The 18,867-nt window shown below is 58.5% G+C and carries 21 protein-coding genes and 1 pseudogene; 14 read left to right on the forward strand and 8 right to left on the reverse strand.

Going from position 1 to position 18,867, the window contains the following annotated elements; all coding sequences use genetic code 11:
- Positions 1–61 precede the first annotated feature (61 nt).
- Positions 62–958 (forward strand): LysR family transcriptional regulator, encoded by an 897-nt coding sequence (locus ACP7BO_RS07670; RefSeq protein WP_060695024.1) that lies wholly within the window; start codon positions 62–64, stop codon positions 956–958.
- On the opposite strand, the gene ACP7BO_RS07675 is transcribed toward ACP7BO_RS07670, so the two are convergent.
- Complete coding sequence (locus ACP7BO_RS07675) at positions 939–1,394, reverse strand: flavodoxin (protein ID WP_426209408.1); 456 nt, start codon at positions 1,392–1,394, stop codon at positions 939–941. The genes ACP7BO_RS07670 and ACP7BO_RS07675 overlap by 20 nt on opposite strands.
- 134 nt (positions 1,395–1,528) lie before the next feature.
- Between ACP7BO_RS07675 and ACP7BO_RS07680 the strand changes: the two genes are divergently transcribed.
- The gene (locus ACP7BO_RS07680; RefSeq protein ID WP_060695028.1) at positions 1,529–2,002 is read left to right on the forward strand and encodes a PAS domain-containing protein; all 474 of its coding nucleotides are present in this window, start codon (positions 1,529–1,531) and stop codon (positions 2,000–2,002) included.
- Between the two features lie 52 nt (positions 2,003–2,054).
- Positions 2,055–2,660 carry a hypothetical protein gene (locus tag ACP7BO_RS07685; RefSeq protein ID WP_397454741.1) on the forward strand — a complete coding sequence of 202 codons (606 nt, stop codon included), beginning with the start codon at positions 2,055–2,057 and terminating at the stop codon, positions 2,658–2,660.
- A gap of 6 nt (positions 2,661–2,666) precedes the next feature.
- Here ACP7BO_RS07685 and ACP7BO_RS07690 read toward each other — a convergent pair whose 3' ends face one another.
- Entirely contained in the window at positions 2,667–3,608 is a 942-nt protein-coding gene (locus ACP7BO_RS07690; RefSeq protein WP_426209411.1) for a MerR family transcriptional regulator, read from the reverse strand.
- Between the two features lie 251 nt (positions 3,609–3,859).
- On the opposite strand from ACP7BO_RS07690, the gene ACP7BO_RS07695 reads away from it, so the two are divergent.
- The 6 genes from ACP7BO_RS07695 to ACP7BO_RS07720 all read left to right on the forward strand — a co-directional run bounded on the left by ACP7BO_RS07695 (position 3,860) and on the right by ACP7BO_RS07720 (position 6,845).
- Positions 3,860–4,426: an antibiotic biosynthesis monooxygenase gene (locus ACP7BO_RS07695; RefSeq protein WP_060695034.1), complete on the forward strand. Its 567-nt coding sequence runs from the start codon at positions 3,860–3,862 to the stop codon at positions 4,424–4,426.
- Between the two features lie 94 nt (positions 4,427–4,520).
- Positions 4,521–5,231: a dihydromonapterin reductase gene (gene folM, locus ACP7BO_RS07700; RefSeq protein ID WP_426209413.1), complete on the forward strand. Its 711-nt coding sequence runs from the start codon at positions 4,521–4,523 to the stop codon at positions 5,229–5,231.
- A gap of 21 nt (positions 5,232–5,252) precedes the next feature.
- The gene (gene folE, locus ACP7BO_RS07705) at positions 5,253–5,813 is read left to right on the forward strand and encodes a GTP cyclohydrolase I FolE (RefSeq protein WP_397454745.1); all 561 of its coding nucleotides are present in this window, start codon (positions 5,253–5,255) and stop codon (positions 5,811–5,813) included.
- Positions 5,813–6,199 (forward strand): dihydroneopterin triphosphate 2'-epimerase, encoded by a 387-nt coding sequence (gene folX, locus ACP7BO_RS07710; RefSeq protein ID WP_073509562.1) that lies wholly within the window; start codon positions 5,813–5,815, stop codon positions 6,197–6,199. Before folE ends, folX begins: the two co-directional genes overlap by 1 nt.
- 15 nt (positions 6,200–6,214) lie before the next feature.
- Positions 6,215–6,511, forward strand: coding sequence for a DUF1244 domain-containing protein (locus tag ACP7BO_RS07715; protein ID WP_003439952.1), 297 nt, complete (start codon positions 6,215–6,217; stop codon positions 6,509–6,511).
- Positions 6,504–6,845 (forward strand): HopJ type III effector protein, encoded by a 342-nt coding sequence (locus ACP7BO_RS07720; protein ID WP_397454746.1) that lies wholly within the window; start codon positions 6,504–6,506, stop codon positions 6,843–6,845. Before ACP7BO_RS07715 ends, ACP7BO_RS07720 begins: the two co-directional genes overlap by 8 nt.
- A 184-nt stretch (positions 6,846–7,029) precedes the next feature.
- On the opposite strand, the gene trxB is transcribed toward ACP7BO_RS07720, so the two are convergent.
- A complete protein-coding gene (gene trxB, locus ACP7BO_RS07725; RefSeq protein ID WP_060695045.1) occupies positions 7,030–7,992 on the reverse strand; it encodes a thioredoxin-disulfide reductase in 963 nt (320 codons plus the stop codon).
- Between the two features lie 311 nt (positions 7,993–8,303).
- Here trxB and cysZ point away from each other — a divergent pair, with 311 nt between their 5' ends.
- Both cysZ and ACP7BO_RS07735 read left to right on the forward strand, forming a co-directional pair.
- On the forward strand, positions 8,304–9,059 hold the full coding sequence (gene cysZ, locus ACP7BO_RS07730; protein ID WP_426209417.1) for a sulfate transporter CysZ: 756 nt from the start codon (positions 8,304–8,306) through the stop codon (positions 9,057–9,059).
- Positions 9,060–9,179: 120 nt separating this feature from the next.
- Positions 9,180–10,349: a glycosyltransferase family 4 protein gene (locus ACP7BO_RS07735; protein ID WP_397454750.1), complete on the forward strand. Its 1,170-nt coding sequence runs from the start codon at positions 9,180–9,182 to the stop codon at positions 10,347–10,349.
- A gap of 12 nt (positions 10,350–10,361) precedes the next feature.
- Here the strand turns inward: ACP7BO_RS07735 and ACP7BO_RS07740 are convergent, their stop codons facing one another.
- On the reverse strand, positions 10,362–10,844 hold the full coding sequence (locus ACP7BO_RS07740) for a glutathione peroxidase (protein ID WP_397454752.1): 483 nt from the start codon (positions 10,842–10,844) through the stop codon (positions 10,362–10,364).
- A gap of 132 nt (positions 10,845–10,976) precedes the next feature.
- On the reverse strand, positions 10,977–11,462 hold the full coding sequence (locus ACP7BO_RS07745; protein ID WP_426209420.1) for an FKBP-type peptidyl-prolyl cis-trans isomerase: 486 nt from the start codon (positions 11,460–11,462) through the stop codon (positions 10,977–10,979).
- Here ACP7BO_RS07745 and ACP7BO_RS07750 point away from each other — a divergent pair.
- The 3 genes and pseudogenes from ACP7BO_RS07750 (at position 11,431) to ACP7BO_RS07760 (ending at position 14,835) form a co-directional block, all read left to right on the forward strand.
- Positions 11,431–11,770: pseudogene (locus ACP7BO_RS07750) on the forward strand (DUF3565 domain-containing protein). The gene ACP7BO_RS07745 and the pseudogene ACP7BO_RS07750 overlap by 32 nt on opposite strands.
- A gap of 59 nt (positions 11,771–11,829) precedes the next feature.
- Positions 11,830–13,929, forward strand: a complete 2,100-nt coding sequence (gene pta / locus ACP7BO_RS07755; RefSeq protein ID WP_060695057.1) for a phosphate acetyltransferase — start codon at positions 11,830–11,832, stop codon at positions 13,927–13,929.
- A complete protein-coding gene (locus tag ACP7BO_RS07760) occupies positions 13,930–14,835 on the forward strand; it encodes an acyltransferase (protein WP_060695059.1) in 906 nt (301 codons plus the stop codon).
- A gap of 77 nt (positions 14,836–14,912) precedes the next feature.
- Here the strand turns inward: ACP7BO_RS07760 and cysN are convergent, their stop codons facing one another.
- The 3 genes from cysN to ACP7BO_RS07775 all read right to left on the reverse strand — a co-directional run bounded on the left by cysN (position 14,913) and on the right by ACP7BO_RS07775 (position 18,776).
- Positions 14,913–16,811 (reverse strand): sulfate adenylyltransferase subunit CysN, encoded by a 1,899-nt coding sequence (cysN, locus tag ACP7BO_RS07765; RefSeq protein ID WP_060695061.1) that lies wholly within the window; start codon positions 16,809–16,811, stop codon positions 14,913–14,915.
- A 9-nt stretch (positions 16,812–16,820) separates the two neighbouring features.
- Positions 16,821–17,738, reverse strand: a complete 918-nt coding sequence (gene cysD, locus ACP7BO_RS07770) for a sulfate adenylyltransferase subunit CysD (RefSeq protein ID WP_003439932.1) — start codon at positions 17,736–17,738, stop codon at positions 16,821–16,823.
- 279 nt (positions 17,739–18,017) lie between these two features.
- Positions 18,018–18,776, reverse strand: coding sequence for a Nif3-like dinuclear metal center hexameric protein (locus ACP7BO_RS07775; RefSeq protein WP_397454759.1), 759 nt, complete (start codon positions 18,774–18,776; stop codon positions 18,018–18,020).
- Positions 18,777–18,867 lie beyond the last annotated feature (91 nt).

Genomic DNA, 18,867 nt, shown 5'->3' on the forward strand with positions numbered 1-18,867 from the left:
GGCCTTCCATCCCGAAAACGAATTGTTAGACTGGCATCCATTCCAAAACGGAATCACACACATGGAATTCAAACAACTGCGCACTTTTGTAGAGGTGGCGCACCAGGGCGGGTTTACCCAGGCAGCGCACCTGCTGCATATCAGCCAGTCGGCGGTCAGCAAGCAGGTGGCACAACTGGAGCAAAACCTTGGCACGCCCCTGTTCGACCGTCTGGGTTCGCAGGTGCGCCTGACGGCAGCCGGAAATGTGGTGTTGCAACGCGCCGAAGGCATGCTGCGCTTGCACAAGGAGCTGCTCAGCGAGCTGGACGACCTGAGTCAATTGACCCGTGGCGAGTTGCGGGTCGGCCTGCCATTACTGGGCAGTAACGCACTCTTTGCCAGCCTGTTTGCCGAGTATCGGCGGCGCTACCCCAATATTCAGGTGCAACTGCTTGAAGGCGGCAGCATGCATATCGAGCAGGCGGTGATGAGTGGCGAACTGGAGCTGGGCGGCAGCTTGACCCCGAAAAATCCGCTGTTCGGCTATCAACCGTTTTGCGATGAACCGCTGGATGCGCTACTCCCGGCTGATCATCCGCTGGCGCAAGGAGGCAGCGTGCGCCTGGAGCAATTGGCCGACACGCCGTTTCTGCTGTATCAGCGCAGCTTCATGCTCAACGAGCGCTTATTGCAGGCGTGCCAGCAATTGGGCTTCACCCCCAAAGAGGGTGGCCGCAGCGGGCAATCGGACTTTTTAGTGGCGCTGGTGGCTGCCGGGCAAGGCGTGGTGCTGCTGCCCAGCGTGGTTGCCAGGGAGCTGATACGACCGGGAGTCGTACGTTTGAAGCTGGTCGCGCCGGATTACCTGCGTTGGGATATCGCCTTCATCTGGCGCGACGGCGCTTATTTGTCGCGAGCCGCCCAAGCCTGGCTGGAACTGCTGCGCGAGCGACCGGTTACTGCGTCAGTGCCTTGATAAAGTCTTGCAGCCACGGCTCGGAATCTTCTTCCGGAGTCACGGTGACGCTGGAGTCCAGACGCAACATTGGCAGCACCTCGCGCAGCCCCAGCTCTGCGAACAGTTCACGCATTTGCTCACCGCCGCCGCAGAAAGTGTCGCCATAACTTTCATCGCCCAGGGCGATCACGGCCCCGGGCAGACCACGCCAGGCAGCTGGCAGCAGATCACGGATCTGGCTGTACAACGGCATCAGGTTGTCAGGCAGCTCGCCCATGCCAGTGGTCGAGGTAACGGCCAACAAGGCTTCAGGGCCAAACGCCTGAATCTCGGCCAGCGAGGCGCGGGTATTGAGAAAAACCTCAAAACCGGCATCGGTCAGCAGTTGTCTGGCGTTGCGGGCGACTTCTTCAGCGGTGCCGTACACCGAGCCGGAAAGGATGGCGACTTTCATCAATCTGATCCTGTAACTGACTAAAAGGCCGGGATATTAGCAGGTGAGGCGCAGCTTTCGGTGATGGCCAGTAGACTGCATCTGCGCCAGCCTTAAAATGTATCCACCTTGCCCACTCTTTCCGGAGCCCCACGATGATCAACTCTCGCTTGTTACAACGCATGGTGGACGCGTCTCAGGACGGAATTGTGATCGCCGAACAGGAAGGCGAAGACAACATTCTTATTTACGTGAACAAAGCATTTGAAACGCTTACCGGTTACAGCAGCGACGATATTTTGTATCAGGACTGCCGCTTTTTGCAGGCCGGTGACCGAGATCAAATCGGCCTGCAACTGGTCCGTGAAGCCATTGCCAGCGGCCAGCCTACCCGCCAGGTACTGCGCAATTATCGAAAGGACGGCTCGCACTTCTGGAACGAACTGTCGATCACCCCCGTGTTTAACGAGAACGATCAACTCACCTACTTTATCGGTGTGCAAAAGGATGTCACTGCCCAGGTGAAGGCCCAGCAACGGGTTGCGCAGCTGGAGGCCGAGCTGGCCGAGGTGAAGGCCGAACTGCAGGCGTACAAGGCGACGAACGGATCTAACAAATCGTGTAAATAAAGGTCTCACATTGGCTTGAATGAATTTGTAACCCTAATTTACGAGCCAGATAATGTCGTACGAGACCCTTCTGACTCAGGACGAGTTGGATTTCATCCAGTCGATGCATGAAAGCCCGCTGCTCAATCAGCGGGAGACGTCATCGAGCCTTACGGTTAAAGGTGTCTCACAAATACGCGATCTGCTGACACGCCTGGCAGCACATGAGCAAGTCACGATTCAGGCGCACTTTGCCGACCAGAAAATGAGTTTTCCGCTGAGTCTGGTAGAAGACGAATTCCATACCCAGCATCTGCAGCTGGGAGCGCCCAGCATTTTTGAAGACGGCCCGCTTGGCCGCCCCTGGCGTTTGACCCTGGAAGAACCGGTGGCGCTGGAGAATATTCGGGCAAGGCCGGGCAACCTGTGGATTACCGAGGTGTCGTTCAAGGGCCTGCTGATCGAGGTGCGGAACGAAGGCCGCCCGCCGCGTCAATTTGCGCAATGGTTCAGCCCTGTTGGCTATGAGCGGATTGCGGTGCGCGGCACGCTGGAACGTAAAACCGAATCAGGGCTGTATGCCTACCGGCTGAGCCAAAGCGATAAAGGCGAAACCGAACGTTTGCGCCAATTCATCCTGCAACAACATCGCCTGACACATCCCGCCCTGCACGCTTGATACCACTCAGCTATCGCGATGGCCCAGGAGCTCGGCATCCAGACGCTGACTCACCTCCAGAGCTTCGCGCCCCAAACAGACAATCGATGTGCCCTTCAGCGCCTCATGTGCCATGGATTGGGTTTGCCCCGCCAAAAACGTCGGACAGTTCAGGGTCGGCACCAGCCGCACAAGCCGCCGATGATGCGCGGCTGCCAGGGTACGCTGAGCAAACAGCACAACCGCTGTGGGCCGGACCTTCTCGCAAATCAGCGCAAGCTCATCCAGAGGCTGTGCTGTGGGCAACACCCTGACCACCCGGTCGTGGCGGCTCAGGAGCAAGCCGGCAACCAGCAGCTCCAGCTCATGACACAACTCCGGCACCGCGACCATCAACACACACTGTGACGCCTGTGCTGCCTGCATCTGCAGACGGTGCTGGACCCGCGTGCGCAAGAACCCGTCCAGCAACAACCATTCACTGGTGCGGCCGAACTCATCCCGCGACCTGAACAACTGTTGATACAGCGGCAGGAAGATGTCGTGGAATACGGTTTCGGCCGGGTAACCGGAATAAATCTGCCCGTACAGGCGGTCCAGCTCAGGCTCGTTGAATGTACTCAGGGCGGCCCCTACCCGGGACTGCCACTCGCTGTGTTCAGTGGCAGCAGGTTGCGGGCGGTTATGTGCAGAGTCATTGGCGAGTAACTGCGCGACCTTGCTGACCGCAACTCCCCGCTCAAGCCAGCCCATGACCCGGCGCACTGTCTCAATATCGGTCACTGAGTACAGGCGATGCCCACTTATGGTGCGTATTGGCTGAATCAAGCCGTAGCGCCGCTCCCAGGCGCGCAGGGTCACCGGGTTGATGCCTGTGAGCCGGGCGACTTCCCTGATCGGATACAAGCCTTGCGACTCAGGGCAATCGGCAGACAACGCTACGGGCTCAAGTTCAGTAATCACGGGCATCGGAGGGCAAGGACCAAGAGGATATAGGGGGATTCTACGCCTCATAGCGTCATCTGGTGCTCAAACAGGAGCCGGGATTTTCACAATCAATTGTCGGAGCCGGCTTGCCGGCGATGCAAACGGCCGGATTGCGTAGAGACTGGCGCAAGGAGGAACAATCCTTGCTTGTTTTTCAGAACACGGCCCACCACCCCGGCGCTGCGTTTTGTGACTGCCCTACCCGGGCAGCATTAGCCTTATGGAGATACACAATGTCTACCTCCCCTGTCACCTTGCTGGTTGCGCGTCGCGTCGCTGACGGCCGCTATCAGGAACTGATCGCCTGGCTGCATGAAGGCGAGCAATTGGCCACCGACTTCCCCGGTTATCTGGGTTCCGGCGTACTGGCCCCGCCTGCGGGCGATGATGAATTTCAGATTATTTTCCGCTTTGCCGACGAAACCACCCTCCACGCATGGGAACACTCGGTGTCGCGCAAGTCATGGTTACTGCGCGGCAGTGACTTGTTTGCCCATCCTTCAGAGCGACGTGTCAGTGGCATCGATGGCTGGTTCGGTGCCGGCGGGCAGCGCCCGCCACGCTGGAAGCAAGCGGTGGCCATCTGGCTGGCATTCTTCCCGGTGTCGCTGTTGTTCAATTTTGTGCTGGGCCCGCTGCTTGGCGAGTTGAGCCTGCTGCCGCGAATATTTGTCAGCACCCTGGCCCTGACCCCGCTGATGGTTTTCTGGTTTATTCCGCTCTCGACTCATTTGCTGGCCGGCTGGCTTCACAGCCTGCCGGACAAACCTTTGGGCGGCACAATCGCCCAGCGCCACTAAACCCCGACTCGGGCTTGGCCGTTACGTCGCGGACGCTGGTATAGTTTTGCCATTACGCCGCGACTGTTTCCGGCCTTACTCCACCGAGTCCGCCATGCCCTCTCCTTCTGCACCGATTCTGATCACTGGCGCCGGCCAGCGCGTTGGTCTGCATTGCGCCAGGCAATTGCTGGCCGATGGGCATGCCGTGATCATCAGCTATCGCAGTGAAAAACCCGGGGTGCAAGCCTTGCGCGAACTGGGTGCGACGACGCTGTTTGCCGACTTTTCAAACGAAGACGGTATTCTCGACTTTATCCAGCGCCTCAAAAGCCATACTGATTCGTTGCGGGCCATTGTCCACAACGCCTCGGCCTGGCTTGGCGAGACTGCAGACACCGGCACCTGTGCATTCACACAAATGTTCAGTGTGCACATGCTGGCGCCGTACTTGATCAATCTGCATTGTGCCCAGTTGCTGGAGCGTTCAACGCCGGCGGACATCATTCATATCAGCGACGATGTCACGCGCAAGGGCAGCAGCAAGCATATTGCTTATTGCGCAACCAAGGCCGGGCTCGACAGCCTGACCCTGTCATTCGCCGCTAAACTGGCGCCACGCATCAAGGTCAACGGCATTGCCCCGGCCTTGCTGATGTTCAACCCCGACGACGACGCGGCGTACCGCGCCAAAACCCTGGCCAAGTCAGCACTGGGGATAGAGCCCGGCGCCGAGGTCATTTATCAGAGCCTGCGCTACCTGCTGGACAACCCGTATGTGACCGGCACAACCTTGACCGTCAATGGCGGCCGGCATCTCAAATAGCCGTCCCCGAGGAAGTACTTCATGAGCGCAACACTGCCTGAGCAATACCGCGAGATCCTCATAGGTCTGGGTGAAAACCCCGACCGCGAAGGCTTGCTCGACACCCCCAAACGCGCAGCCAAAGCCATGCAGTATCTGTGTCATGGTTACGAACAAAGCGTTGAAACCATCGTCAATGGCGCCCTGTTTGCCTCGGACAGCGATGAAATGGTGATCGTCGCCGACATCGAGCTGTACTCACTGTGCGAGCATCACCTGCTGCCGTTTATTGGCAAGGCACATGTCGCGTATATCCCGACCGGCAAAGTGCTGGGCCTGTCGAAGATTGCCCGTATCGTCGACATGTTTGCCCGCCGCCTGCAAATCCAGGAAAACCTCACCCGGGAAATCGCCGATGCCATTCAAGGCATTACCCAGGCCGCCGGCGTAGCCGTAGTGATTGAAGCCAGGCACATGTGCATGATGATGCGCGGCGTTGAAAAACAGAACTCGACCATGAACACCTCGGTCATGCTGGGCGCGTTTCGCGAACCAAGCACCCGCATGGAGTTCCTGCAATTGATAGGACGGAGCAAGTCTTAATGCCACAACTTCAGCCAGGAATGGCCCGCATTCGCGTCAAAGACCTGTGTCTGCGCACATACATCGGGATCAATGAGGAAGAAATCCTCAACAAGCAGGATGTACTGATCAACCTCACCATCCTGTATGCCGCCCAACAAGCCGTGCGTGACAACGATATCGATCACGCCCTCAATTACCGGACCATCACCAAGGCGGTGATCCAGCACGTCGAAGAAAACCGCTTCGCCCTGCTTGAGCGCCTGACCCAGGAACTGCTGGATCTGGTAATGGCCAATGGCGCCGTGCTGTACGCCGAAGTCGAAGTCGACAAGCCGCACGCACTGCGCTTTGCCGAATCGGTTTCGATTACGCTGGCGGCAAGCCGCCAGGCTCCCACCCTTTGAATGTCGGTGAACCCCATGACGCCCCAAGAACGCCTTGAACTCGAAGCCGCCGCCTTCCGTCGCCTTGTCGCGCATCTGGACAGCCGCAAGGACGTGCAAAACATTGACCTGATGAACCTCTCGGGCTTTTGCCGCAATTGCCTGTCCAAGTGGTACAAGGCGGCGGCAGACGAGCGCCAGATCGACCTCAGCCTCGATGACGCCCGTGAAGTGGTGTACGGCATGCCTTATGCCGAGTGGAAGTCCCAATACCAGAAAGAAGCCAGCGCCGAACAGGCCGCGGCCTTCGCAACAGGAAAAAAGCATGACTGATTTGAACACCCTGCGCGCCAGCCTCAACAGCGGCGAACACCTGTTCGCCGACACCCTGGCGTTTATCGCAGCGCACTACAATTACCAGCCACAAGCCTTCAACAACGGCGGCGTAGAGAATGCGGCCGGGCAAAATGAGGGTTCTTGCAAAACATTGGGCCTGGCCCTGCTGGAAGGTCTGAGCGATGACGAAGCGCTGCTCGCGTTTGGCGAACACTATCGCTCGGTCGTGGCGACCCCGGATGGCACCGACCACAGCAACATCCGCGCGTTGCTCGCCCATGGTCTGGCAGCGGTTGAGTTCACCGCCCTGCCGCTGACCCCCAAGGCCTGACACCTGCTGCAACTGTGGGAGCTGGCTTGCCAGCGATAGCATCACTTGGGTCTATCAGGTAATTCGTGTTGCCTGCGAGCTCTTCTTTGCTGCTCTGAAAATCTCGCGAGCAAGCTCGCTCCTACAGTTTGCCGCACACAAAAAAACCGGCCGAGGCCGGTTTTTTTTCATGTGCGGCAAACTATCAGAACGCAGCGTTCTGCAGGCCGTCCAGGTAGCGCTCAGCATCCAGTGCAGCCATGCAGCCGGCACCCGCCGAGGTGATGGCCTGACGGTAGACGTGGTCAGCCACGTCGCCTGCCGCAAACACACCTTCAATGCTGGTGGCGGTAGCGTTGCCTTCACGGCCACCTTGCACAACCATGTAACCGTCCTTGAGCTCCAGCTGGCCTTCAAACAACGAAGTGTTCGGCGTGTGGCCGATGGCGATGAATACGCCGTCGACTTTCAACTCGTCAAAGCTGCCGTCGTTGTTTTTCAGACGTGCGCCGGTCACACCCATGTTGTCGCCCAGCACTTCGTCCAGGGTGGCGTTGAGCTTGAGCTCGATCTTGCCTTCAGCCACACGAGCGTGCAGCTTGTCGATCAGGATCTTCTCGGCGCGGAAGGTTTCGCGGCGGTGAACCAGGGTTACTTTGCTGGCGATGTTGGCCAGATACAACGCTTCTTCAACAGCCGTGTTGCCACCACCGACCACAGCCACAGGCTTGTTGCGGTAGAAGAAACCGTCACAGGTCGCGCAGGCGGAAACGCCTTTGCCCATGAAGGCTTCCTCAGAAGGCAGGCCCAGGTAACGGGCGCTGGCGCCTGTCGCGATGATCAGCGCGTCACAGGTGTAAACACCGCTGTCGCCGGTGAGGCTGAACGGTTTGTTTTTCAAATCAACGGCGTTGATGTGATCAAACACGATCTCGGTTTCAAAACGCTCGGCATGTTCGCGCATGCGCTCCATCAGAACCGGACCGGTCAGGCCATGAACGTCGCCCGGCCAGTTGTCGACTTCAGTAGTGGTGGTCAATTGACCGCCAGCCTGCATGCCCGTGATCAGCAGTGGTTTGAGGTTGGCGCGGGCCGCGTAGACCGCGGCGCTGTAACCGGCAGGGCCGGAGCCCAGAATAATCACACGCGAATGACGTACTTCAGACATGACTCACTCCTATGACCGCCCGTGTCGAAACCGGGTCGGAACGCCGGTTCACCGGCTGGAATAAAAAGAAATCGCAAACCTGCTCAGGCAACGCCTGAAACGCGCAGGTCCTGAAAAATGTAGGTGTAGCGTATAGAGGCCGCAGAGAGTAAGGAAATACGCAATAACAATCCAGCTCATAGCAGGTCTCTATGTAGTCCAAGAGATGCCTGGACGTCTTTGTTACAGTAATTGTCGATTCTTAAGCAAGGCTATCGCCCTATAGATAAAGCCGTTAAGGTCGCCCGGTTTTCCACTGCTCGGAGCACACTATGCCCGCACCTGTTCTCTCTGGCCCGCAGTACCTGCGTGAAGGCCTCAAGTTGGTACTCAGCCCCGGCCTGCGCCTGTTCGTGCTGTTGCCACTGCTGATCAACCTGGTGCTGTTCGTCGGGTTGATTTATTTCGCCGGGCACCAGTTCAGCCTTTGGGTCGATACCCTGATGCCGTCGCTGCCCAGCTGGCTCAGCTTCCTGAATTACTTGTTGTGGCCGCTGTTCGTGGTGCTGGTGGCGTTGATGGTGTTTTTTACCTTCACCATGCTTGCCAATATTATTGCCGCCCCTTTTAACGGCTTTCTCGCGGAAAAAGTCGAAGCGGTGGTGCGCGGGGTCGACAACTCACCGCCTTTTAGCTGGGGTGAGCTGATCGCCATGGTGCCCCGCACCCTGGCCCGTGAAATGCGCAAGCTGGGCTATTTTCTGCCGCGCGCGATTGCCCTGCTGATTCTGTCGTTCGTGCCGGTACTCAACTTGATAGCCGCGCCGTTGTGGCTGATTTTCGGGGTCTGGATGATGGCCATCCAGTACATCGACTACCCGGCGGACAACCACAAACTGGGCTGGAACGAAATGCTCGCCTGGCTGCGCGAAAAGCGCTGGCAGAGCCTGAGTTTTGGCGGGATTGTGTATCTGGTGTTGCTGATACCTGTGGTCAATATCCTGATGATGCCGGCCGCTGTCGCAGGCGCGACCCTGTTCTGGGTGCGGGAGCGTGGTGACGAAGCGCTGGCCAAAAGCAGAGCCTGATCATTGCAGGTGCCTCGCGATGGCAGGCCGCGAGGTACCTGCGGGTATTTTTACGCCAGCGTCATAAATCCAACATGGCACTGACACATTGACGACATCGCGCTGGTTAACACTGATGTCATGACAACAGCCCTGCATATCGCCCTGATCACTGAAACCTTCCCGCCCGAAATCAATGGAGTGGCCAATACCCTCGGCCATTTGAGTGAAGGGCTGCGCGCGCGCAATCATCGGGTGGAAGTGGTGCGCCCGCGCCAGACTGACGATGCAAACCAGCGCAGCACCGATGTCCTGATGCTGTGTCGAGGCTGGCCGTTACCGGGGCATCCGGGTTTGCAATGGGGCATGACCTCCACCCACCGGCTGACCAGACGCTGGCAGCAACAGCGCCCGGACGTGGTCTATATCGCGACTGAAGGACCTCTGGGCCTGTGCGCCCTGCGCGTTGCCCGACGTTTGGGGATCCCGGTGGTCAGTGGCTTTCACACCAATTTCCAGCAGTACTTCAATCAATATGGCCTGAGCCTGTTCACTCGCGCCATGACCCGCTATTTGCGCTGGTTTCATAACCGCTCCAACCTGACTCTGGTGCCCAGTGCCAGCCAGCGCCTGGAGCTCACGCGCAGGCATTTTGAACGTCTGGAGTTGCTCGCCCGCGGCGTCGACAGTCAGTTGTTCAACCCGTCAAAACGGCAAACGTCCTTGCGCCAGAGTTGGGGCCTGAGAGAAAACGATATTGCGCTGTTGCATGTCGGTCGGCTGGCCCCGGAAAAAAATCTGGGCGCACTCAAACACTGCCTTGATGCGTTGCAGGCACGCTACCCGGCACGGCGCTTCAAGTTGATTGTGGTAGGTGACGGTCAAAAGCGTGCGGCACTCGAGGCGTCGTTGCCCGAGGCAGTGTTTTGCGGGGTTCAGTGCGCAGAGGCCCTGGCCAGCCACTACGCCAGCGGGGATGTATTTTTATTTCCGAGCCTGTCAGAGACCTTTGGCAACGTGGTGCTTGAAGCCCTGGCTTCGGGACTGGGCGTGGTGGCCTATGACGAGGCCGCTGCCGGCCAGCATATTCGCCATGGCTACAGCGGTGTGCTGGCCATGCCCGGAGATGAATATGCCTGGATCGAAGCGGCCTGCTGGCTGCTCGAAGCCCCCGAAACCCTGCGCACCATTCGCCTGAATGCCCGTTGCCATGCCAGCCGTCAACGTTGGGCCGCGATAGTCGAACAGTTCGAAGGCCAGCTGCTGCGGGCCTTCCATGGCTGCACCGGGAGCGTCGAAGTGCCGGGCTGACGGCATTACGGTTTAAGACAGGGCTTTCTCAATCGCCTGAATCACTGCTGCATCATCCGGTGCGGTACGCGGCGAAAAGCGCTCAAGCACCCGGCCATCCGGCCCGACCAGAAACTTTTCAAAATTCCAGCTGATGTCACCCGGAAACTCGGCGCCTTCACCTGCCAGCAAACGGTAAAGCTGATGGCGCTGCGGGCCATTGACCTCCAGTTTGCTGCTCAGGGGGAAAGTCACCCCATAGTTCAGGCTGCAAAATGCCTGGATTTGCTCTTCAGTGCCCGGCTCTTGCCCGGCGAACTGGTTGCAGGGCACACCCAGCACGCTGAAACCTTGAGCCTTGTATTGCTGATACAGGTTTTCCAGCGCGGCATATTGCGGGGTCAACCCGCATTTCGAGGCAACGTTGACTACCAGCACCACTTGGTCCTTGAAGGCTTCCAAGGGCAGCGGGCTGCCGTCCAGCGCGTCTAGGGTAAGGTCGTGAAAAGCGCTCATGACGAACTCCAAAATTCCCGGCTACATCCAGGCAATCGTTCAAAGTACCGATTGCCATATTATTCAAAAAGCAAAAAGGCGCCCGTAGGCGCCTTTTTCTGGCTAGCTCGCAAGTGAGCGTAGCAGCTGTTATCAGTGCTGATGACCGCCTTCACCGTGAACGTGGCCGTGAGCAACTTCTTCTTCGCTCGCGTCACGCACAGCAACAACCTTGACCTTGAAGGTCAGGCGCTGGCCTGCCAACGGGTGGTTGCCGTCGACAGTTACGTCGTCGCCGTCCAGATCACGGATAGTCACGATCTGCATCTGGCCGTCCGGTGCGGAAGCGTGGAACTGCATGCCCACTTCCAGTTGGTCAACGCCTTCGAACATGCTGGCGCTCAAGGTGCTGACCAGTTCAGCGGAGTACTCGCCGTAAGCGTCTTCAGGTTCAACGGTTACCGTCAGTTCTTCGCCAACGGCCTTGCCTTCAAGAGCCTTTTCCAGACCTGGAATGATGTTACCTGCGCCTTGCAGGTAAACCAGCGGTGCGCCGCCGGTAGAGCTGTCGATGACATCGCCATCGTCGTTGGTCAGGGTATATTCGATGGAGACTGCCTTGTTGGCGGCGATCGTCATGGGGCGAGACCTTTTGCAAAAAAATAAATGAGTTCGCAAGTCTAACCAAGCAAACGCCTGAAAGCGAACACAACAAAGACCAACGGATAACTTTGAAAACTTCAACGATCATTGGCTGGCGTCAAGATGAAGAGGAGCACTGGGTCGCAGTGCTGTCCTGTGGCCATACCCAGCATCATCGTCACCAGCCGCCCTGGCAATCCAGGGCCTGGGTCCTTGATCCTCAGCAACGCCAGAAAAAAATAGGTCAGCCCTTTACCTGTGGCTGGTGTGCTCAAGACGCAGATAGCGCTAATCTTGGCAATTGATTCAGGCACACGTCCCGTTCATCGGACATTGCCCTGCACTGCCACGTCAGGAAGCCCGCATGCAAACTTTCTTTATAGCCCCCACCGATTTTGGTGTGGGCCTGACATCTATTAGCCTCGGACTGGTTCGCACGCTGGAGCGCGCGGGGTTGAAAGTCGGCTTTTTCAAACCCATTGCCCAGCCGCACCCGGGCGATATCGGCCCAGAGCGCTCGACTGAACTGATCGCTCGGACCCATGGCCTCAAGCCGCCAACCCCTTTGGGGCTGGCGCATGTGGAGCGCATGCTCGGTGACGGCCAGCTGGATGAACTGCTCGAAGAAATCATCAGCCTTTATCAGCAAGCAGCCATTGGTAAAGATGTACTGATCGTTGAAGGCATGGTGCCGACCCGCACTGCCAGTTATGCCGCCCGGGTCAACCTGCATCTGGCCAAGAGCCTGGATGCTGAGGTGATACTGGTTTCGGCCCCCGAAAACGAAGTACTGACCGAACTCTCCGGCCGTGTCGAATTGCAGGCGCAGCTGTTTGGTGGCCCCAAGGATCCAAAAGTGCTGGGTGTGATCCTCAACAAGGTGCGCACCGACGAAAGCATGGAGGTATTTTCGGCGCGCCTCAAAGAGCATTCGCCGTTACTGCGCAGTGGTGATTTCAAGCTGCTGGGTTGCATTCCCTATCAGCCCGAGCTCAACGCTCCCCGCACCCGCGACGTGGCCGACCTGCTCGGTGCCCAGGTGCTCAATGCCGGGGACTACGAAACCCGGCGCATGTCGAAAATCATCCTGTGTGCCCGCACCGTACTCAACACCTTGCAACTGCTCAAACCCGGCGTGCTGGTGGTCACCCCCGGCGATCGCGATGACATTATCCTGGCCGTCAGCCTGGCGGCCATGAATGGCGTGCCATTGGCCGGCTTGCTGCTGACCAGCGACACCAAGCCCGACCCCCGCCTGATGGAGCTGTGCCGCGGCGCGCTGCAGGCCGGGCTGCCGGTGCTGTCCGTGAGCACCGGTTCCTACGACACGGCCAACCAGCTAAACCAGTTGAACAAGGAAATCCCGATTGATGACCGCGAGCGCGCGCAAATCATCACCGACTTTGTTGCCAGCCATCTGGATGCCGACTGGCTGCACCAACGCTGCGGTACCCCGCGGGAAATGCGCCTGACCCCTGCAGTGTTTCGCTATCAACTGATCCAGCGGGCCCAGCAAGCCAACAAGCGAATCGTTCTGCCCGAGGGCAGCGAGCCGCTGACCGTGCAGGCTGCAGCTATTTGCCATGCCCGCGGGATTGCCCGCTGTGTATTGCTGGCCAAACCTGAAGAGGTTCTGGCAGTGGCCAAGGCCCACGGTTTCGAACTGCCTGAAGGGCTGGAGATTCTGGACCCGGATCTGATTCGCGGGCGTTACGTGGAACCGATGGTGGCGCTGCGCAAAACCAAAAGCATCAATGCGCCGATGGCCGAGCAACAACTGGAGGACACCGTGGTGATCGGTACCATGATGCTGGCGCTGGACGAAGTGGACGGGCTGGTTTCCGGGGTTATTCACTCGACCGCCAACACCATCCGCCCTGCTCTGCAGCTGATCAAAACGGCGCCGGGCTGCACCCTGGTGTCATCGGTGTTCTTCATGCTGTTTCCCGAGCAGGTGCTGGTATATGGCGACTGCGTGATGAACCCGCACCCGTCCGCCTCCGAGCTGGCCGAAATTGCCCTGCAAAGCGCCGACTCGGCCGCAGCCTTCGGCATCACGCCGCGCGTGGCAATGATCAGTTACTCCAGTGGTGAATCGGCCAGTGGCGAAGAGGTCGAAAAAGTTCGCGAAGCCACCTTGCTGGCCCATGAGGCCCAGCATTCGTTGCTGATCGACGGGCCCCTGCAATACGACGCCGCCGCCAATGAAGCGGTCGCCAGACAACTGGCCCCCGACAGCAAGGTGGCCGGCCGGGCGACGGTCTTTGTGTTCCCTGACCTGAACACCGGCAACACCACGCACAAGGCGGTACAACGCAGCGCCGATTGCGTCAGCCTCGGGCCGATGCTGCAAGGCCTGCGTAAACCGGTCAACGATCTGCCTCGCGGCGCGCAAGTTGACGACATCGTCTACACCATCGCCCTCACGGCGATTCAAGCCGCCAACCGACCTATGGATGTGTAAATGCTGGATTTCTTGCCTGCGCCGTTACGCGGTGTCATCGCTTCATTGCTGCTGGCGATCAACACCATCGTGTGTTGCACGCCGCTGTTCGTGGTTGCCATCTTCAAACTGTGCCTGCCATTTCCGGCAGCGCAGCGTGTCACCGACGAGTTGATGCGGCGGATCCACGAAGCCTGGGTCAGCAACAACTCGCGCTGGATGGATTTACTGCGCAAGACCCGCTGGCACATCGAAGGCCTTGAGGGGCTGGACTACCAGCACTCCTACCTGATCACCAGCAACCACCAGAGCTGGGTCGACATCATGGTGCTGCAATACGTGCTCAATAAACGTATTCGTCCGCTCAAGTTTTTCCTCAAGCAGGAGCTGATCTGGGTGCCGGTGATTGGTCTGGCGTGGTGGGCCCTGGGCTTCCCGTTCATGAAGCGCTACACCAAGGCTTACCTGGCCAAACACCCGGAGAAAAAAGGCGCGGACCTGGCCACCACCCGTAAAACCTGCGCCAAGTTTAAAAACCAGTCGGTAGCGATTTTTAATTTCGTCGAAGGCACGCGCTTTACCGAGGCTAAACACGCGCAGCAGAACTCACCGTTTCGCTACCTGCTCAAGCCTAAGGCCGGCGGCATTGCCTTTGTGCTGGATGCGATGGGCGAACAACTGCAATCAATCATCAACGTGACCATCCACTACCCTGGTGGCAGGCCGGGGTATTGGGACTTGCTGTGCGGCAATGTGCGCGAGGTGGTGGTGGACTTCGAAGAGCTGAAAATCCCGGCCGGGTTTATCGGTAAAAACTACGACCAGGACCCTGAGTACAAGCGGGCGTTTCAGAGCTGGATCAACACCTTGTGGGAAAACAAGGACCGGCTGCTGGACGAGTTGCATCGCAAATACCCCGGAGCCTGAGGCGCCTACAGAGGGGAAATACACGCGCATAAAAAAGCCCGCCACCGAGCACTCGGTGGCGGGCTTTTTCGTACGGCTTAAATCGCGCCGCGTTGACGCAACAGGTCCAGCACCAACTTCACGCTCTCATCCAGCGACAGCGATTGAGTGTTGACCACCAGGTCTGCATTCAACGGCACGTCATACGGGAAGGACTCTCCCGGGATGTTATCGCCGCCGGCTGCATACAGGCCTTGCGGGTCACGCTCGGCACATACGGCCGGCGATGCCTGTACATAAACAGTCAGCAGGCGATCTTCACCGATCAATGCCTTGGCCTCTTCACGGCCCAGGGCATCCGGAGCCACGAACGCAGCCAGGGTCAACAAACCGGCTTCGTTGAACTGACGCGCCACATGAGCGGCGCGGCGCCAGTTTTCGGTACGACCGGCACGGTCCTGGGGCAAGCCCTTGTTCAGGTCGTGACGCAGGTTCTGGCCGTCCAGTACGAACACCGCACGCCCCATATCGAACAGCTTGCGCTCAACGGCGTAGGCCAGGGTGCTTTTGCCCGCGCCGGACAGACCGCTGAACAGCACGGTGGCAGGTTGCTGGCCAAAGCGCTGGGCACGCTCTTCGGTGGTCACGTGGGCCAGTTCGCCATGATGGGTCGCGCTGCCATGACTCAGGGGTTGGGCGACAATCATGCCCGCGCCGACTGTGCCGTTGGTCAGGCGATCGATAATGATGAACGAACCCGTAGTGCGGTTGCTGGCATAACCATCGAGCGCAATCGGTGCGTCGAGGCTGATCTTGACCTTGCCGATCTCATTGAGCTGCAAGGCGCTGGCCGGACCTTCTTCCAGCGTGTTGACATCGACTTTGTTGACGATGCTGGCGATTGAGCCCGGCACATAGCTGGTAGCGCGTTTGATGTCGTACTTCTTGCCCGGCAGCATCGGCTCTTCAGCCATCCACACCAGCATGGCCTCGAAGTTGTCGGTGACCAGCGGCTGGTTGTCGGCATGCACCAACAGGTCGCCACGGGAGATATCGATCTCGTCTTCCATGGTCAACGTCACCGCCTGACCCGGACCCGCGTGTTCCAGCTCACCTTCAAAGGTGACGATGGATTTGACGCGGCTGCTTTTGCCCGACGGCAACACCACGATTTCGTCGCCCTTGCGCACGATGCCGCTGGCCAGCGTACCGGCAAAGCCACGGAAGTTCAGGTTGGGCCGGTTCACGTACTGCACAGGGAAGCGCAGGTCGGTGAGGTTGCGATCGGCCGCCACTTCCACGGTTTCGAGAATTTCCATCAGCGACTGGCCGGTGTACCACGGCGAGCGCTCGCTTTTGTTCACCACGTTGTCGCCCTTGAGGGCGGACATCGGCACAAAGTGCATGCTGGTGGGCTTCATCTTCAAGCCTTCGGCGAACTTCAGGTAATCGGCCTTGATCGACTCGAAAACACCCTCATCGAAGTCCTTGAGGTCCATCTTGTTGATGGCCACCACGATGTGCTTGATGCCCAGCAACGAAGCAATGAAGCTGTGGCGACGGGTCTGGGTCTGCACGCCGTAACGGGCGTCAACCAGGATGATCGCCAGGTCACAGGTCGAAGCCCCGGTGGCCATGTTGCGGGTGTACTGCTCATGGCCCGGAGTATCGGCAATGATGAATTTGCGCTTGGCGGTCGAGAAATAACGGTACGCCACGTCAATGGTGATGCCCTGCTCGCGCTCGGCTTGCAGACCGTCTACCAGCAGCGCCAGATCGATATCGTCACCGGTGGTGCCGCTCTTTTTCGAGTCGCGGGTGATGGCTTCCAGATGGTCTTCATAGATCATCTTGGAGTCGTGCAGCAGGCGCCCGATCAGGGTGCTCTTGCCGTCGTCGACGTTGCCGCAGGTCAGAAAGCGCAACATCTCTTTGCGCTCGTGCTGGCCCAGGTAGGCGAGGATGTCCTCGCTGATCAAATCAGATACATGCGACATGACAACCCCTTAGAAATAACCCTGACGTTTTTTATCTTCCATTGAGCCGGCACCATCGTGATCGATGACTCGGCCCTGGCGCTCGGAAGTTCGCGTCAAGAGCATTTCCTGGATGATGTCGGTCAGGGTTTCAGCCTCAGACTCCACCGCGCCGGTCAGCGGGTAGCAGCCCAGGGTACGGAAACGGACCTTTTTCTTGACGATGCGAGCCTTGTCTTCGTCAGACAGGTGCTCAAGGATGCGTTCGTCGTCGATCATGATCAGCGTGCCGTTCTTCTCGATCACATCGCGTTCGGCCGCGAAGTACAGGGGCACAATCGGGATGCCTTCGAGGTAGATGTACTGCCAGATATCGAGTTCGGTCCAGTTCGACAGCGGGAACACGCGAATCGATTCGCCCTTGTTGACGTTGCCGTTGTAGACGTTCCACAGCTCGGGACGCTGGTTTTTCGGGTCCCAGCGGTGCTTGCTGTCGCGGAAGGAGTACACGCGCTCTTTGGCACGGGACTTCTCTTCGTCGCGGCGCGCGCCACCGAAGGCCGCATCGAAACCGTATTTGTCCAGAGCCTGCTTGAGGCCCTCGGTTTTCATGATATCGGTGTGCTTGGCACTGCCGTGGGTGAAGGGGTTGATCCCTTGCGCCACGCCGTCCGGGTTGACGTGTGTGATCAGGTCCAGGCCCAGCTCGGCAACCATCTTGTCGCGAAAGCGGTACATCTCCTGGAATTTCCACTGGGTATCGACATGCATCACCGGAAACGGCAGCTTGCCAGGGAAAAACGCCTTGCGTGCAAGGTGCAGCATCACGGCGGAATCTTTACCGATCGAGTACAGCATTACCGGGTTATCAAACTCGGCTGCCACCTCGCGGATAATGTGGATGCTTTCCGCCTCCAGCTGTTTCAGGTGCGTCAGTTTGTCGACCATGGCTACTCACGAAAGCTATCTTATGAACGGCCTGCGGGCCGAGTTCGAGGGTCGAATGCTAGCACAGCGCCCTCTTCTATTGAGGGCGCCAACTAGATCGAAACGGTCTAAGAATAGATCGGCGAGTTTGGCTGCCCGGCGAGGGTTATATCGGGCATTACAACTTGTAAAACGACTTAAATCCTGTGGGAGTCTGGCTTGCCAGCGATGGCATGATACGGGCCTTCAGACGATCCGCATCGCTGGCAAGCCAGCTGCCACAGGTTATCCAGCTGACGGTTAAATCGGGTTCGGGCAATCGATGAACAAATGCTCAAGGGCAAAGCGACGGGCCAGGTAGTCACCCAGGGCTTGCACGCCATATCGCTCGGTGGCGTGGTGGCCGGCAGCAATGAAACTGATGTCGTTTTCCCGGGCACTGTGGAAGGTCTGCTCCGACGCTTCACCGCTCAGATACAAATCAACCCCGGCCAGTACGGCCTGATCGATGTAGCCCTGACCGCCACCGGTACACCAGCCCACGCGGCGGATCATTTCGCTGCCTTCAATCAGCAACGGTTCACGCCCCAGGGCTTCTTGCACACGGCGGGCAAAATCACGCGCCGTCACAGGCTCGGCCAATGACCCCACCAGCCCCACCACTTTGGCGTTACTCGGGTCAAGCGGGCCTTCAACAGTGATGTCCAGCTGTCGCGCCAGCTGCACGTTATTGCCAACTTCGGGGTGCAGGTCCAGTGGCAGGTGATACGCCAGCAGGCTGATATCGTGTTTGAGCAACGTTTTGAGGCGGCGCTGCTTCATACCGGTGATGCAAGGGTCTTCGCCCTTCCAGAAATAACCGTGGTGTACCAGCACCAGATCCGCCTGGGCCTCCACCGCCGCATCCAGCAACGCCTGACTGGCGGTCACGCCGCTGACGATTCGCAGCACTTGCGGGCGGCCTTCAACCTGCAGCCCGTTAGGGCAGTAATCGCTGATTGCAGCGCAGTTCAGATAACGATTTGCTTCTTCTACCAGTGTGCTCAGAGCGACAGCCATAAAAGACTCCTAAATATAGCGTTCAGAGGCCTTCGGCCCTCGTATAATGGCCGCCATTATGGGCCGTCAAGATGGCTCTGCAACCTTCAGG

This window comes from Pseudomonas sp. TWR2-1-1, assembly GCF_049897045.1.
Lineage (GTDB): Bacteria > Pseudomonadota > Gammaproteobacteria > Pseudomonadales > Pseudomonadaceae > Aquipseudomonas > Aquipseudomonas versuta.

What these genes read in the sequence shown, in the direction of transcription:
- ACP7BO_RS07670 (WP_060695024.1), top strand. Translation starts at nt 62, where the DNA reads ATGGAATTCAAACAACTGCGCACTTTTGTAGAGGTGGCGCACCAGGGC.
- ACP7BO_RS07675 (WP_426209408.1), bottom strand. Translation starts at nt 1,394, where the DNA reads ATGAAAGTCGCCATCCTTTCCGGCTCGGTGTACGGCACCGCTGAAGAA.
- ACP7BO_RS07680 (WP_060695028.1), top strand. Translation starts at nt 1,529, where the DNA reads ATGATCAACTCTCGCTTGTTACAACGCATGGTGGACGCGTCTCAGGAC.
- ACP7BO_RS07685 (WP_397454741.1), top strand. Translation starts at nt 2,055, where the DNA reads ATGTCGTACGAGACCCTTCTGACTCAGGACGAGTTGGATTTCATCCAG.
- ACP7BO_RS07690 (WP_426209411.1), bottom strand. Translation starts at nt 3,608, where the DNA reads ATGCCCGTGATTACTGAACTTGAGCCCGTAGCGTTGTCTGCCGATTGC.
- ACP7BO_RS07695 (WP_060695034.1), top strand. Translation starts at nt 3,860, where the DNA reads ATGTCTACCTCCCCTGTCACCTTGCTGGTTGCGCGTCGCGTCGCTGAC.
- folM (WP_426209413.1), top strand. Translation starts at nt 4,521, where the DNA reads ATGCCCTCTCCTTCTGCACCGATTCTGATCACTGGCGCCGGCCAGCGC.
- folE (WP_397454745.1), top strand. Translation starts at nt 5,253, where the DNA reads ATGAGCGCAACACTGCCTGAGCAATACCGCGAGATCCTCATAGGTCTG.
- folX (WP_073509562.1), top strand. Translation starts at nt 5,813, where the DNA reads ATGCCACAACTTCAGCCAGGAATGGCCCGCATTCGCGTCAAAGACCTG.
- ACP7BO_RS07715 (WP_003439952.1), top strand. Translation starts at nt 6,215, where the DNA reads ATGACGCCCCAAGAACGCCTTGAACTCGAAGCCGCCGCCTTCCGTCGC.
- ACP7BO_RS07720 (WP_397454746.1), top strand. Translation starts at nt 6,504, where the DNA reads ATGACTGATTTGAACACCCTGCGCGCCAGCCTCAACAGCGGCGAACAC.
- trxB (WP_060695045.1), bottom strand. Translation starts at nt 7,992, where the DNA reads ATGTCTGAAGTACGTCATTCGCGTGTGATTATTCTGGGCTCCGGCCCT.
- cysZ (WP_426209417.1), top strand. Translation starts at nt 8,304, where the DNA reads ATGCCCGCACCTGTTCTCTCTGGCCCGCAGTACCTGCGTGAAGGCCTC.
- ACP7BO_RS07735 (WP_397454750.1), top strand. Translation starts at nt 9,180, where the DNA reads ATGACAACAGCCCTGCATATCGCCCTGATCACTGAAACCTTCCCGCCC.
- ACP7BO_RS07740 (WP_397454752.1), bottom strand. Translation starts at nt 10,844, where the DNA reads ATGAGCGCTTTTCACGACCTTACCCTAGACGCGCTGGACGGCAGCCCG.
- ACP7BO_RS07745 (WP_426209420.1), bottom strand. Translation starts at nt 11,462, where the DNA reads ATGACGATCGCCGCCAACAAGGCAGTCTCCATCGAATATACCCTGACC.
- pta (WP_060695057.1), top strand. Translation starts at nt 11,830, where the DNA reads ATGCAAACTTTCTTTATAGCCCCCACCGATTTTGGTGTGGGCCTGACA.
- ACP7BO_RS07760 (WP_060695059.1), top strand. Translation starts at nt 13,930, where the DNA reads ATGCTGGATTTCTTGCCTGCGCCGTTACGCGGTGTCATCGCTTCATTG.
- cysN (WP_060695061.1), bottom strand. Translation starts at nt 16,811, where the DNA reads ATGTCGCATGTATCTGATTTGATCAGCGAGGACATCCTCGCCTACCTG.
- cysD (WP_003439932.1), bottom strand. Translation starts at nt 17,738, where the DNA reads ATGGTCGACAAACTGACGCACCTGAAACAGCTGGAGGCGGAAAGCATC.
- ACP7BO_RS07775 (WP_397454759.1), bottom strand. Translation starts at nt 18,776, where the DNA reads ATGGCTGTCGCTCTGAGCACACTGGTAGAAGAAGCAAATCGTTATCTG.